Raw genomic sequence first — 12297 nt, forward strand, 5'->3', positions numbered from 1 at the left:
TCGCGCAGCAGGGCGTGCCGGAAGGCCAGCTCGCCGCGCGGGTCCGTGACCAGCACCTGGTGCGCCACCGCCTCCCGCACCGCCTCGGTGAACTCGGCCGCGGCCAGCCCGCTGACCTGGGCCAACGTGTCGTCCGCGACGCTGCTCCCGGCCACCGACGCGACCCGCAGCACCTGCCGGGCGGCGGCGGGCAGCCGTTCGAACCGGGTCAGCAGCACGTCCGCCAGCGCCTCCGGCAGGCCGCCGCCGCCCGCCGCGGACACCAGCTCCTCGGCGAAGAACGCGTTCCCCTCGCTGCGGGCGGCCAGCCTGCGGAGCTCGCGTTCCTCCAGCCCGAGGTCCGTCGCGAGCTCGCTGACCAGCGTGAACGCCTCCGCCGGGGGCAGCGGGGCCAGGTCCAGCCGCTCGACGGCGGGCAGTCGCACGATCTCGGCGAGCACCGGCCGCAGCGGATGCCTGCGGTGCAGGTCGTCCGCCCGGTAGGTGGCGACCACCAGCAGCCGCTGCTCGGCGAGCCGCGAGAGCAGGAAGACCAACAGGTCGCGGCTGGAGCGGTCCGCCCAGTGCAGGTCCTCCAGGACCAACAGCACGGGCCGCTCGACCGCGCCCAGGGCCGTCAGCAGCGCGTCGAACACTTGGAGCTGGCCCAGCTCCCGGCCGCCCCTCTCGGGTTCACCGCCCTCGGCGGTGAGCCTGCGCAGTCCCGGGATCCGCTCCGCGAGCGCGGGCTCCGCCGCCGACAGCTGCCCGACGACCTCGGTGAACGGCAGGTACGGCAGCTCGGCCCCGGCGGTCTCGATGCACCGCCCGAGCAGCACCAGGGCGTCCCCCGCCGCGGCGGTGAGCTCGCCGACCAACCGGGACTTCCCGACGCCCGCGTCCCCCGACAGCAGGACCGCCCCACTCCGCCCCGCCCGCGCCCGGTCCAGCGCAGCGGTGAGCGCGGACCGCTCGACCACCCGGCCGACCAGCCCGATCCCCACCCCCGGTCTCGGCACGGCGTTCATGCTCGCACGCACCCCCGACACCCCGCCGTCATTCCGCCGCGGCGCACCCCGAGCGGCCCACACGACGCCCGGTCCTCCCGCGGAGTGGTCGACAGGCGCCGAGGGCGCTCCCTGCGCCTGACCGGTGGGCGAGGCTCGCCGGGCCCGAGTCACATGATCGGGAGCGCCGGTCTCGCTCCGCTGCTGGTGATCACCGAGGGGGGTGAGCCCGCTCCACGCAGCAGCGACCAGGCGCTGAGGGTGCTTCCCCGTGGTGCCCTCGGAGACCGAGTGCCTCTCGCGCCCTGGTACCCGACTCGCGCGTCGATGCCGTGGGACTCGTGCCCGGTGATCACACCCTGCCATGATCACCAAGCGCCGTTCGCCTGCGACGCCGCCGGGCGGTGGTCACCGGGCGGCGGGGACGCGGCACTGGGGGGCCGACGCCCCCACCGGCTCCGCTGCGCCGGGTGCCGTGGACGGGGAGTACCGCGGCGGCGGCTCCGGGGAGGGGGACCGACGCATCGCCCGCTGCCAGCGACGGGCGATGCGGGCCAGGCGGGCGGTGTCGGCCTCCGCGAGCAGCGCGCCGCGGCGCTCGTCGACGAGGGTGTGGAGGAAGGTCGCGTCGTAGGTCATGACGATGACACTCCGCCTGAGGCCCCCACCCCCACATCGGGCGATCACGCCGTCGGGAGGAGGAGCAGACCGGGTCCGCCGAGGTGGACCTGAGGGGTGCCTCAGTGCGCTGCCCGCGGTGCTGCGCTGTCGACGGTGCTGCCCGCTGAGCGGTGCTGCCCGCTGAGCGGTGCTGCGCTGCCCGCTGAGCGGTGCTGCCCGCTGAGCGGTGCTGCCCGCTGAGCGGTGCTGACCGCTGAGCGGTGCTGCCCGCTGAGCGGTGCTGCGCTGCCCGGCGCGCGACTGTCCGCAGCGCGGCCCCTCCCGCGCCGCGACCATGATCGTCGAGAAGGTGCTGTCAGCGCTGTCGCCACCGCACTGACCGCACCTCAATCACGATCATGCAGCGCTGAGAGCACGAAACGTGCGATCAAGAAGCCGGTCACCGCTCCTCACCCCACCCGAGCCGCGACTCCGGAACGGCAGGCTCGCCGCACGGGTCCGTGTGGTGGAAGCCGAAGGGGTCGGGAAGGGTCGACCAGGGCGCCGCCAGCTCCGCCTCGGTCAGCAGCGCACCCTGCAGCGCCGCACCGACGGCGTCGAGACCGTCGGCGTCGAGCGCGTGCGCCAGCACGACGACGTCCTGTGCCCGATCGCCGAAGCGGGGGTGCCAGCCGAGCGAGGCCAGGGCCCGCCGATCCGCCGCGGCCTGCTCCCACGCCGCGGCGCCCCGCCCCGCGAGCCACTCGCCCGCCCCACCGATCCGCAGGCCGCCGCCCGCGGACTCGAGCCACAGGACGTCGTCGGGGCGGGTGGCCAGCCAGACCCGCCCGCGCACTCGCACGATCCCCTCCAGGAGCAGGTCGATCGCCTCGTGCAGCCGGTCGGGGTGGAAGGGCCTGCGCGCGGAGAACACCAGCATCCGCACGCCGCAGTCCGTCTCCAGCGGCGGCGCCCCGCGCAGCAGCGGCGCGTGCACGTCGTCGGGCCTGCCCCGTCGGGCCTCCGCGTGGGCGCGGCGCAGGAGCACCTGGTCGCCGTCGAGGTCGGCGACCCGGGCGCGCATCGCGGTGGGTGCCAACCGGGCGAGGACGGCGTCGACGCGGGCGTGCCGCCAGGCGTCCGCGGCACCCGTGTGCACCAGCAGGTCCGCGAACTCCGCCTGCCCGACGGCGAGCTGTGCCACCGTGCGCTCGTCGTCCGGCAGGTCGGCGAGGCCACGCTCCGCGACGGGCTCGTCCCCGGTCGCGTCGTCCAGCCAGGTCTCGGCGTCGACCGCCGCGACGACACCGCGCAGGTCCACCAGGTCCCCGACCGGCACACCGTCCACCAGCACGTGGCGCAGCGCCCAGCACACCTGCTCGGGCTCCAGCGCCGGGTCGAGGTGCAGTACCACCCGCTCCACCCGCCCGGCGAGGTCACGCAGCGTCGGCAGCAGGTCCTCACGCAGCGTGCAGGAGACGCAGCCGTGCGCGAGGCGCAGCTCGGTCAGCGTGTCGATCCGCCGGTCCCGCATGCGTCTGCGGACCAGGCCCGCGCCGACGTCGCGCAGGTCGTGGTGCAGCACCACCGCGTCCGGGTCGGCGGCCCGGATCCGGCCGATCACCCGCTCGACGCCGACGGCGTGCAGGCCGGTCACCACCAGCAGCTCGGTCACGGCTCCTCCTCGGGAAGGGGTTCGGGGGTCGTGGTGTTACCGTAAATGACAACCGTTTCCATGACGAGAGGAGGGTGGCGTGGCCTCCAAGTCCGCCGCCGTACGGCCGGTCGTGAAGCTGCGGTCCACCGCAGGGACCGGAACCACCTACGTGACCCGCAAGAACCGCCGCAACGACCCCGACCGCCTCGTGCTGCGCAAGTACGACCCGGCGGTGCGCAGGCACGTCGAGTTCCGCGAGGAGCGCTGATGGCGCCGCGCCCGGTCCGGCCGGTCCGCAAGAAGCGCAACCCGCTGAAGAAGGGACAGGAGGTCGACTGGAAGGACGCTGCACTGCTCCGCCAGTTCATCTCCGACCGCGGCAAGATCCGGGCCCGTCGGGTCACGGGGCTGACGCCGCAGCAGCAGAAGCAGGTCGCGGTCGCGATCCGCAACGCCCGTGAGATGGCGCTGCTGCCCTACCCGGGCACGGGCCGGTGAGGTGCGACCTGACCGGGCGCGAGCCCGGCTTCGGCAAGCGGGTGTCGCACTCGCACGTCCGCACCTCGCGCCGCTGGGACCCGAACGTGCAGGCCAAGCGGTACTGGCTGGCGTCCGAGGGCCGACACATCCGGCTCCGGCTCTCGGCGAAGGGGATCAAGACCGTGGACCGGATCGGGATCGAGGCCGCCGTGGCCCGGATCCGGGCACAGGGAGGGAGGCCCTGATGGCGACGACCGCGAAGATCGCCGCGAACGAGCGCCGCAAGGTGGTGGTCGCCCGGTACGCCGAGCGCCGCCGGGAGCTGAAGCGGCTGATCGCCGCCCCGGGTACGCCGGCCGAGGCGCGGGCCGCGGCCGAACGTGAGCTCCGTCGCCAACCGCGGGACGCGAGCGCCACCCGGGTGCGCAACCGGGACTCGACGGACGGGCGCCCGCGCGGCTACGTCGGCAGGTTCGGGGTCTCCCGCGTGACGCTCCGCGGGCTGGCGCACGCCGGCATGCTGCCCGGAGTGACGAAATCCAGCTGGTGACCTGCGACGACGCCTCGGGGGACCCCCGGTTTCCGGGTGCCCCCGGGGCGTTGTGTAGAGTTCTCCACGGCTCGCAGGAGACACTCCTGCGGACCCGTGCCGCCCCTTTAGCTCAGTCGGCAGAGCGTCTCCATGGTAAGGAGAAGGTCTACGGTTCGATTCCGTAAAGGGGCTCCGAGCGGATCTCGGTGACGAGGCTCGCAAGGCGGTGTAGCTCAGGTGGTAGAGCAAGCGGCTCATAATCGCTGTGTCGCCGGTTCAAGTCCGGCCACCGCTACACAGATGACTGATCAGCAGCGTTAAGCAGGAGGCATTCCCATGGGCAAGGCGACGGACGTCCGGCCGAAGATCACGCTTGCCTGCGAGGACTGCAAGCACCGCAACTACATCACCAAGAAGAACCGGCGGAACGACCCCGACCGGCTCGAGGTGAAGAAGTTCTGCCCGAACTGCGGGACCCACAAGGCGCACCGCGAGACCCGCTGACCGGTGCCCGACGAGTCCTTCGTCGGACGTGCCCTCCCGGCCGTCGGTCCGTTCCAGGTCGGCCGGGAGAAGATCCGCGAGTTCGCCGCCGCCATCGGGGACACCTCCCCGCTGAGCCTCGACCTCGACGTCGCCCGCGCCGCCGGTCATCGTGACCTGGTCGCGCCGCCGACGTTCTCGACCACCTTCACCATGCCGCTGATCGAGGCGTTCCTGAAGGACCCGGCCTTCGACTGGGACTACACCCGCATGGTCCACGGCGACCAGCGGATCGTCTTCCACCGCCCGATCCTGGGTGGGGACGACCTGTTCACCACGATCCACGTGGACAGCCTCACCACGCGCGCGGGCAGCCACATGCTGACCCTGCGCTGCGAGGTCGCCACCGCGGAGGAGCCCGTGGCCACCACCACGTCGTTGCTGGTCACGCAGGCATGAGCGTCGAGAAGGGCACCGAGCTCCCGCCGCTGGAGCTGCACCTCACCCGCGCCGACCTGGTCCGCTACGCGGGCGCGTCGGGCGACTTCAACCCCATCCACTGGAGCGACCGGATCGCCCAGGTCGCGGGGCTGCCCGGGGTGATCGCACACGGGATGCTCACCCTCGGCGCCGCGGGCCGGATCGTCACCGACTGGGTCGGCGACCCCTCTCGCGTCCGCAGCTACGGGGCCCGGTTCACCCGCCCCGTCCTCGTCCCGGACGACGATGCGGGCGCCACCGTCACGGTCACCGCGGTCGTCTCGGACGTCTCGGACGGGATCGCCAAGGTGGACGTCAAGGCCGTCTTCGACGGCAAGGGCGTGCTCGGTCGCGCCGTCGCCGAGGTCGTCCTCCCCGACTGAGTGTGTCGCCTTGCCGTGATCGGCTCGCGGGTCGATGCTGCCTGCGACCTTTTCCAATCGGAGGGAGCTCGACGTGAAGTTCGGCAAGCTGGTGGACAAGGCCTGGGAGGACAAGACGGCCGCGGAGATCCTCGACGCGCCGCCGTCCGCGCTGGAGGGCCTCACGGAGAAGCACGACGAGCAGCTGGCCGCCTTCGGCATCAAGACCGTCGGTGACCTGGCCAAGTGGAAGTACGCCAAGCGCGCCGCGGCCCTCGCGGCCCTCGCGGACCTCGACAAGTAGCCCGTACACGCCGAGGGGCGGGCGACCGACCGGTCGCCCGCCCCTCGTGCGTCCCTGGGCCGCCCGCGGCTACTTCGCCTCGCGGAGGAGGTCACCCATGCGGGTGACGCCGGTCTTCAGGTCGTCGTCGCCCAGGGCGTAGGAGAGCCGGAAGTAGCCGGGGGTGCCGAAGGCCTCGCCCGGCACGACCGCGACCTCGGCGTGCTCCAGCACGGCGGCGGCCAGGTCGAGGCTGGTCTCCATCCGCTGCCCGCGGATCTCCTTGCCGAGCAGGCCCCGCACGTCCGGGTACGCGTAGAACGCGCCCTTCGGGGTGGGGCACTCCACGCCGGGGATCGCCGAGAGCAGCTCCACGATGGCGCGCCGCCTGCGGTCGAAGGCCACCTTCATCTCGTCCACGGCGGTGAGCGGGCCGGTGAGGGCCTCGACCGCCGCGCGCTGCGACACGTTCGCGACGTTCGAGGACAGGTGGCTCTGCAGGTTCGTCGCCGCCTTGATGACGTCCGCGGGGCCCACCATCCAGCCCACTCGCCAGCCGGTCATCGCGTAGGTCTTGGCGACGCCGTTGAGCACCACGCAGGTGTCCGCCAGCTCGGGCACGGCCACCGGCAGCGAGACCGCCTCGGCGCCGTCGTAGGTGAGGTGCTCGTAGATCTCGTCCGTGACGACCCAGACGCCGTTCTCCACGGCCCAGCGGCCGACGGCCTCGGTCAGCTCACGGGAGGCGACGGCGCCCGTCGGGTTCGACGGCGAGCACCACAGCAGCACCTTCGTGGCGGGGGTGCGCGCGGCCTCGAGCTGCTCGACCGTGGGCATGTAGTCCTGCTCGGGCCCGGTCACGACGACCTTCGACACGCCCCCCGCGAGCGCGATCGCCTCGGGGTAGGTGGTCCAGTAGGGGGCCGGGAGGATGACCTCGTCGCCCGGGTCCAGCAGGGTCGCGAAGGTCTGGTAGACGGCCTGCTTGCCGCCGTTGGTCACGAGCACCTGGTTCGCGGCGATCTCGTACCCGCTGTCCCGCTTGGTCTTCGCGACGATCGCGGCCTTGAGCTCGGGGAGCCCGCCCGCGGGGGAGTAGCGGTGGTTCCTGGGGTCGGCGGCCGCGGCCTGCGCCGCCTCGACGATCGCGGGCGGGGTGGGGAAGTCCGGCTCGCCCGCGCCGAAGCCGATCACCGGGCGGCCCTCCGCCTTCAGTGCCTTCGCCTTGGCGTCCACCGCGAGGGTCGCGGACTCGGCGATCCCGCCGATCCGGGCCGAGACCCGGGCCTTCTGCTGCGTCGATGCTGTCGGTGCGGACATGGCCCTCATCCTCGCGCACCGGGCGTACCCTGGTGCCACCGGGTTTCGGTGCGGTCCGACCGGCCCGGGGGTGCGGCGTGCGGAGCCCCGACGGGGGTGCCGTACACTCGTTTCCGCCGGGCGCGCCGGATCTTTCGGTGCGCCTGTTCCGTGACCGTCCCCCGGCGGTCCGGAGCGGCGAAGGGGTGTAGCTCAATTGGCAGAGCAGCGGTCTCCAAAACCGCAGGTTGCAGGTTCAAGTCCTGTCGCCCCTGCCACACCGGGACAGGACCAGTGGACTAGGCGAAGGCGGGCGTCCGCCCGCCGGTGAGGACGAACGGTGAGCGACGAGGGTGATGCGGGGCGCGAGCGCCCCCGGTCCGCGGCGGACCGCCGTGGTCGTCGCGCGCCGGAGCCCGGTACCGGAGCGGTGACCACGCCCGGCAAGGGCAGGCCCACCCGCTCCCGGGGCGAGGGCGCGCCGCGCAAGGCGTCGCCGTTCGCCCGGCTGGTCCGGTTCCTCCGCGAGGTCGTGGCGGAGCTGCGCAAGGTCATCTGGCCCACGCGCAAGCAGCTGGTCACCTACACGATCGTCGTCCTGGTGTTCGTCGCCTTCATGGTCGCGCTGGTGTCGCTGCTGGACTGGGTGTTCGGACTGGGCGTCGAAGCCCTGTTCGGGGCCTAGCGGACGGCCGAACCATCAGACGCACGCTGACGAAGGAAGCGAGAAGCACGTGACCTCCCCAGACGGCCGACCGGCCGACGACGAGACGACGGTCCAGGCGGCCGACGTCGAGGCGGCTTACGGCGCTGACGCGGCCTCCGACACGTACACGGACGACGAGGACACCGAGACCCCCGGCGCCGCGGCGGAGACCGCCGAGCTCGCCGAGGAGTCCGAGGAGATCGTCGAGGCCGCGGAGACCGACGCGGGCGCCGAGATCGCCGACGCCGAGGGCGCCGAGATCGTCGAGGCGGCCGCGGAGCTGCCCGAGGAGCCGGCCGAAGAGGTCGACCCCATCGAGGAGATGACCCAGGCGCTGCGCCGGGCCCCGGGCGACTGGTACGTCGTGCACTCCTACGCCGGCTACGAGAACAAGGTGAAGACGAACCTCGAGACCCGGGTGCAGACCCTGGACGTCGAGGACTACATCTTCCAGGTCGAGGTGCCCACCGAAGAGGTCACCGAGATCAAGAACGGCCAGCGCAAGCAGGTGCAGCGCAAGGTGCTGCCCGGCTACATCCTCGTCCGGATGGAGCTCAACGACCAGTCGTGGGGCGCCGTCCGCAACACCCCGGGCGTCACCGGGTTCGTGGGGGCCACGAACAAGCCGTCCCCGCTGACCCTCAACGAGGTGCTCAAGTTCCTGCTGCCGAAGCAGGAGGCGCCCAAGGAGAAGGCGGCCGCGAACGCCGGGTCGGGCGGCGGCGCCGCCTCGTCCGGCGGATCGTCGGCGGTCGAGGTCGACTTCGAGGTCGGCGAGTCGGTCACCGTCATGGACGGCCCGTTCGCCACCCTCCCGGCCACGATCAACGAGGTCAACATCGACGCGCAGAAGCTGAAGGTGCTGGTCAGCATCTTCGGCCGCGAGACGCCCGTCGAGCTGGCCTTCAGCCAGGTCTCCAAGATCTGACTGACCCGCACTTCCCGGGCGGGGCAGGTCCGTCCCGGGAGAGTCGACACCCAAGGAAACCAGAATGCCTCCCAAGAAGCGGAAGCTCTCCGCGATCATCAAGCTCCAGATCAAGGCGGGCGCGGCCACGCCCGCTCCGCCCGTCGGGCCCGCCCTGGGTCAGCACGGCGTGAACATCATGGAGTTCTGCAAGGCCTACAACGCCGCCACCGAGGCCCAGCGCGGCGACGTGGTGCCGGTCGAGATCTCCGTGTTCGAGGACCGCTCGTTCACCTTCGAGCTCAAGACCCCGCCCGCCGCCCGGCTGCTGCTCAAGGCCGCCGGTGTCGACAAGGGCTCCGGCACCCCGCACACGGTCAAGGTCGCCTCGGTGACCATGGACCAGGTGCGCGAGATCGCGCAGACCAAGATGCGCGACCTCAACGCCAACGACCTCGACGGCGCCGTGAAGATCATCGCCGGCACCGCCCGGTCGATGGGCATCACGGTCAACTGACCACTCCGTACGCGTGGGAGAGCCGGGCGCGGCTCCTACCACGATCTTCGAAGAAGGACTGAAGATGGCAAAGCGCAGCAAGATCTACGAGCAGTCGGCGGCCAAGATCGACAAGGACGCCCTGTACACCCCGCTCGAGGCCGCCAACCTGGCCAAGGAGACCTCGAGCAGCAAGATGGACGCGACCGTCGAGGTCGCCATGCGGCTGGGTGTCGACCCCCGCAAGGCCGACCAGATGGTCCGCGGGACCGTGAACCTGCCCCACGGGACCGGCAAGACCGCCCGGGTCATCGTCTTCGCCGTCGGCGACAAGGCCACCGAGGCCGAGGCCGCGGGTGCCGACGTCGTCGGCGCCGAGGACCTGATCGAGCGGATCCAGGGCGGCTGGCTGGACTTCGACGCCGCCATCGCCACCCCGGACCAGATGGCCAAGGTCGGTCGGATCGCGCGCATCCTCGGCCCGCGTGGCCTGATGCCGAACCCGAAGACCGGCACCGTCACCCCGGACGTCACGAAGGCCGTCAACGAGATCAAGGGCGGCAAGATCAACTTCCGGGTGGACAAGCAGGCCAACCTGCACCTGGTCATCGGCAAGGCCTCGTTCGACACCGAGAAGCTGGTGGAGAACTACGGCGCCGCGCTGGACGAGATCCTGCGGGCCAAGCCGTCGGCCGCCAAGGGCCGCTACATCAAGAAGATCACCGTCTCGACCACGACGGGCCCGGGCATCCCGGTCGACCCGAACCGCACCCGCAACCTGCTGGTGGACGAGAACGCCTGATCCACGACGACAGGGCCCCTCCCGCACGGGAGGGGCCCTGTCGCGTTCCTAGACCCAGTCCGCCAGGATCGCGTCCACCGGCTCGACGTCGGCCGGTCGGCCCGGCACGTCGGTCGTGGTGCGCGAGAAGCGCGGGGCCGGAGCGGCCTGCGGCGTGCCGTCCGTCTCGACGATGGTGTTGCGCGCCGCAATGTGCGGGTGCTTCGCGACCTCGTCGAAGGCCAGCACGGGAGTGGTGCAGGCGTCCGTGCCGTCGAAGACCGCGGCCCACTCGTCCCGGCTCCTGGTCAGGAAGACCTCGGTGAACCGGGCCTTGATGGCGGGCCAGGAGGGCGTGTCCATCTGCGGGGGCAGCTCGCTCGGGTCGATCTCGAGGCCCTTGAGCAGCTCGGCGTAGAACTGAGGCTCGATCGCGCCGACGGCCATGAACCTCCCGTCCGCGCACGTGTACGTGTCGTAGAAGGGGGCGTAGCCGTCGAGCAGGTTGCTGCCGGGCTCGTCCTGCCAGCTCTTGGCGTCGAGCATGGACCAGACCATCTGCACGAGCAGGCTGGCCCCGTCGACCATCGCGGTGTCCACGACCTGGCCCTCGCCCGATGCCCGGGCCTCGACCAGCGCCGCCAGCACGCCGATGACCAGCAGCATCGAACCGCCGCCGAAGTCGCCGACCAGGTTGAGCGGCGGCACCGGGCGCTCGCCGTTCCCGCGGCCGATGGCGTGCAGCGCACCGGTGAGCGAGATGTAGTTGATGTCGTGGCCCGCCCGCGCGGCCATGGGTCCCTCCTGGCCCCAGCCCGTCATCCGGCCGTAGACCAGCTTCGGGTTGCGCGCGTGGCAGTCCGCGGGCCCGACGCCCAGCCGCTCGGTGACGCCCGGGCGGTAGCCCTCGAGCAGGACGTCCGCCTTCTCGACGAGGCTGAGCACGGTCTCGCGGCCCTCGGGGGTCTTCAGGTCCGCCGCCACGCGGCGGCGGCCGCGCAGGGTCGGATCGGTCGGGGTGCCCCCGACCTTCAGTCCGCCGGGCCGGTCGATCCGCACGACCTCGGCCCCGAGATCGCCTAGGATCATCGCTGCGTGGGGTCCGGGGCCGATGCCGGCGAGCTCGACGACCCGTACGCCGGCGAGGGGTCCGCTCCGAGTGGTCACTCTCATCCTCCTCATCGATCGATCGTTCAGGACTCTACGGGGACACCGCGTCCCGTGGCTGCGTCGCGGGTCACGCCACCGCGATCCGGTCGGCGGATCCGCCGTCCGGCTGATGGTGGAGACCCTGCCAGGCCGCGGTCAGCCGTTCCACCGCGGCGGCCATCCGGTCCGGGCGCAGCGTGTAGGGCAGCCGGAGGTGCCGCTCGAAGGCGCCGTCGAGGCCGAACCGCGGCCCGGCGGCCAGCAGCACGCCGTGACGGCGGGCGGCGCCGGCGAGCAGGCTCGACACGGGGGCGCCGAGGTCGACCCAGAGGCTCAGCCCGCCCGCGGGGTGGTTGGGGGTCCACTGCGGGAAGGATCCCGCGAGCCGTTCGAGCAGGTCCGCTCGGGCCTCCCGCAGGCTGTCCTGGCGCTCGGCGACGATCGCCTCGACGTCGTCGACGAGCCGGGCCGTGACCAGCTGGTCCAGCACGGCCCCACCGAGGTCGACGGCGGGGCGCAGCGCCGCGATCCGGCGCACCACGGGTGCGGCGGCCCGGATCCAGCCGATCCGCAGGCCGCCCCAGAACACCTTGCTGGCCGAGCCGATCGTGATCACCAGCGCCGAGTCCGGGGCGTGGGCGGCCACCGGTCCCGGCGCCGCGACGTCGAGCGGGAGCTCGGTCAGGGTCTCGTCGATCACCACCGGCGTGCGGGTCCGCCGGGCCAGCTCGACGACGTCGGCGCGCGCCGACGGGTCCATCACGGCACCGGTCGGGTTGTGGAAGTCCGGGACGAGATAGGTGAGCGCGGGCGCGGCGTCCCGGACCGTCTCGCGGAACAGGTCGACGTCCCAGCCGAGGGTGCCGGTCAGCGGCACCGGGACGGGGCGGGCACCCCGGCCGCGGATGGCGTCGAGCGCGTTGGGGTAGGTGGGGTGCTCCACGAGCACGCGGTCGCCCGGCCCCGCCAGCAGCGTGAGGACCAGCACGATCGCGTTCTGCGCACCGGTCGTGACCAGGATCTGGTCCGCGGTGGTCGGGACCCCGCGGGCGGTGAACCGGCGTGCGACGGCCTCGCGCAGCACCGCGGTGCCGGT

At 72.6% G+C, this 12297-nt stretch carries 18 protein-coding genes and 3 tRNA genes; 15 read left to right on the plus strand and 6 right to left on the minus strand.

Going from position 1 to position 12297, the window contains the following annotated elements:
* The 3 genes from H5J29_RS07530 to mrf form a co-directional block, all read right to left on the minus strand.
* On the minus strand, positions 1–1007 hold a 1007-nt coding region (locus tag H5J29_RS07530), incomplete at its 3' end, for an ATP-binding protein (RefSeq protein ID WP_181780193.1).
* A 387-nt stretch (positions 1008–1394) separates the two neighbouring features.
* On the minus strand, positions 1395–1625 hold the full coding sequence (locus tag H5J29_RS07535; RefSeq protein ID WP_181780194.1) for a hypothetical protein: 231 nt from the start codon (positions 1623–1625) through the stop codon (positions 1395–1397).
* 421 nt (positions 1626–2046) lie between these two features.
* Positions 2047–3261 carry a ribosome hibernation factor-recruiting GTPase MRF gene (gene mrf / locus H5J29_RS07540; protein WP_181780195.1) on the minus strand — a complete coding sequence of 405 codons (1215 nt, stop codon included), beginning with the start codon at positions 3259–3261 and terminating at the stop codon, positions 2047–2049.
* Positions 3262–3340: 79 nt separating this feature from the next.
* On the opposite strand from mrf, the gene rpmG (H5J29_RS07545) reads away from it, so the two are divergent.
* The 10 genes from rpmG (H5J29_RS07545) to H5J29_RS07590 all read left to right on the plus strand — a co-directional run bounded on the left by rpmG (H5J29_RS07545) (position 3341) and on the right by H5J29_RS07590 (position 5884).
* The gene (gene rpmG, locus H5J29_RS07545; protein ID WP_181780196.1) at positions 3341–3511 is read left to right on the plus strand and encodes a 50S ribosomal protein L33; all 171 of its coding nucleotides are present in this window, start codon (positions 3341–3343) and stop codon (positions 3509–3511) included.
* On the plus strand, positions 3511–3741 hold the full coding sequence (gene rpsR / locus H5J29_RS07550; RefSeq protein ID WP_181780197.1) for a 30S ribosomal protein S18: 231 nt from the start codon (positions 3511–3513) through the stop codon (positions 3739–3741). The genes rpmG (H5J29_RS07545) and rpsR overlap by 1 nt, the downstream gene beginning before the upstream one ends.
* Complete coding sequence (gene rpmB / locus H5J29_RS07555; RefSeq protein WP_181780198.1) at positions 3738–3968, plus strand: 50S ribosomal protein L28; 231 nt, start codon at positions 3738–3740, stop codon at positions 3966–3968. Before rpsR ends, rpmB begins: the two co-directional genes overlap by 4 nt.
* On the plus strand, positions 3968–4273 hold the full coding sequence (rpsN, locus tag H5J29_RS07560) for a 30S ribosomal protein S14 (RefSeq protein WP_181780199.1): 306 nt from the start codon (positions 3968–3970) through the stop codon (positions 4271–4273). Before rpmB ends, rpsN begins: the two co-directional genes overlap by 1 nt.
* A gap of 101 nt (positions 4274–4374) precedes the next feature.
* Positions 4375–4447, plus strand: a tRNA-Thr gene (locus H5J29_RS07565).
* A 30-nt stretch (positions 4448–4477) separates the two neighbouring features.
* Positions 4478–4550, plus strand: a tRNA-Met gene (locus H5J29_RS07570).
* A gap of 41 nt (positions 4551–4591) precedes the next feature.
* Positions 4592–4759, plus strand: a complete 168-nt coding sequence (gene rpmG / locus H5J29_RS07575) for a 50S ribosomal protein L33 (RefSeq protein WP_181780200.1) — start codon at positions 4592–4594, stop codon at positions 4757–4759.
* Positions 4760–4762: 3 nt separating this feature from the next.
* A complete protein-coding gene (locus tag H5J29_RS07580; RefSeq protein WP_181780201.1) occupies positions 4763–5197 on the plus strand; it encodes an FAS1-like dehydratase domain-containing protein in 435 nt (144 codons plus the stop codon).
* Positions 5194–5601, plus strand: a complete 408-nt coding sequence (locus H5J29_RS07585; protein WP_181780202.1) for a MaoC family dehydratase — start codon at positions 5194–5196, stop codon at positions 5599–5601. The genes H5J29_RS07580 and H5J29_RS07585 overlap by 4 nt, the downstream gene beginning before the upstream one ends.
* A gap of 73 nt (positions 5602–5674) precedes the next feature.
* Positions 5675–5884, plus strand: a complete 210-nt coding sequence (locus H5J29_RS07590; RefSeq protein WP_312858111.1) for a hypothetical protein — start codon at positions 5675–5677, stop codon at positions 5882–5884.
* Positions 5885–5953: 69 nt separating this feature from the next.
* Here H5J29_RS07590 and H5J29_RS07595 read toward each other — a convergent pair whose 3' ends face one another.
* The gene (locus tag H5J29_RS07595; RefSeq protein WP_181780204.1) at positions 5954–7183 is read right to left on the minus strand and encodes a pyridoxal phosphate-dependent aminotransferase; all 1230 of its coding nucleotides are present in this window, start codon (positions 7181–7183) and stop codon (positions 5954–5956) included.
* Between the two features lie 181 nt (positions 7184–7364).
* On the opposite strand from H5J29_RS07595, the gene H5J29_RS07600 reads away from it, so the two are divergent.
* The 5 genes from H5J29_RS07600 to rplA all read left to right on the plus strand — a co-directional run bounded on the left by H5J29_RS07600 (position 7365) and on the right by rplA (position 10073).
* Positions 7365–7440, plus strand: a tRNA-Trp gene (locus H5J29_RS07600).
* Positions 7441–7502: 62 nt separating this feature from the next.
* Positions 7503–7847, plus strand: coding sequence for a preprotein translocase subunit SecE (gene secE / locus H5J29_RS36140; RefSeq protein WP_181780205.1), 345 nt, complete (start codon positions 7503–7505; stop codon positions 7845–7847).
* A 49-nt stretch (positions 7848–7896) separates the two neighbouring features.
* Complete coding sequence (gene nusG / locus H5J29_RS07610; protein WP_181780206.1) at positions 7897–8796, plus strand: transcription termination/antitermination protein NusG; 900 nt, start codon at positions 7897–7899, stop codon at positions 8794–8796.
* Between the two features lie 64 nt (positions 8797–8860).
* Positions 8861–9292: a 50S ribosomal protein L11 gene (gene rplK, locus H5J29_RS07615; RefSeq protein WP_181780207.1), complete on the plus strand. Its 432-nt coding sequence runs from the start codon at positions 8861–8863 to the stop codon at positions 9290–9292.
* A gap of 64 nt (positions 9293–9356) precedes the next feature.
* Positions 9357–10073: a 50S ribosomal protein L1 gene (rplA, locus tag H5J29_RS07620; protein ID WP_181780208.1), complete on the plus strand. Its 717-nt coding sequence runs from the start codon at positions 9357–9359 to the stop codon at positions 10071–10073.
* A gap of 48 nt (positions 10074–10121) precedes the next feature.
* On the opposite strand, the gene H5J29_RS07625 is transcribed toward rplA, so the two are convergent.
* Positions 10122–11225 carry a CaiB/BaiF CoA transferase family protein gene (locus tag H5J29_RS07625; protein ID WP_181780209.1) on the minus strand — a complete coding sequence of 368 codons (1104 nt, stop codon included), beginning with the start codon at positions 11223–11225 and terminating at the stop codon, positions 10122–10124.
* A 64-nt stretch (positions 11226–11289) separates the two neighbouring features.
* A partial coding sequence (locus H5J29_RS07630; RefSeq protein WP_181780210.1) for an aminotransferase-like domain-containing protein occupies positions 11290–12297 on the minus strand: 1008 nt, incomplete at its 5' end.

The sequence above is a fragment of the Pseudonocardia pini genome, assembly GCF_013870575.1.
In the GTDB taxonomy this organism is placed as follows: domain Bacteria; phylum Actinomycetota; class Actinomycetes; order Mycobacteriales; family Pseudonocardiaceae; genus Pseudonocardia; species Pseudonocardia pini.

Excerpts from the sequence above, each read along its gene's own strand:
- rplA (WP_181780208.1), top strand. The coding sequence starts at position 9,357 with ATGGCAAAGCGCAGCAAGATCTACGAGCAGTCGGCGGCCAAGATCGAC.
- H5J29_RS07595 (WP_181780204.1), bottom strand. The coding sequence starts at position 7,183 with ATGTCCGCACCGACAGCATCGACGCAGCAGAAGGCCCGGGTCTCGGCC.
- rpsN (WP_181780199.1), top strand. The coding sequence starts at position 3,968 with ATGGCGACGACCGCGAAGATCGCCGCGAACGAGCGCCGCAAGGTGGTG.
- H5J29_RS07585 (WP_181780202.1), top strand. The coding sequence starts at position 5,194 with ATGAGCGTCGAGAAGGGCACCGAGCTCCCGCCGCTGGAGCTGCACCTC.
- rpsR (WP_181780197.1), top strand. The coding sequence starts at position 3,511 with ATGGCGCCGCGCCCGGTCCGGCCGGTCCGCAAGAAGCGCAACCCGCTG.
- rplK (WP_181780207.1), top strand. The coding sequence starts at position 8,861 with ATGCCTCCCAAGAAGCGGAAGCTCTCCGCGATCATCAAGCTCCAGATC.
- H5J29_RS07535 (WP_181780194.1), bottom strand. The coding sequence starts at position 1,625 with ATGACCTACGACGCGACCTTCCTCCACACCCTCGTCGACGAGCGCCGC.
- H5J29_RS07625 (WP_181780209.1), bottom strand. The coding sequence starts at position 11,225 with ATGAGAGTGACCACTCGGAGCGGACCCCTCGCCGGCGTACGGGTCGTC.
- rpmG (WP_181780200.1), top strand. The coding sequence starts at position 4,592 with ATGGGCAAGGCGACGGACGTCCGGCCGAAGATCACGCTTGCCTGCGAG.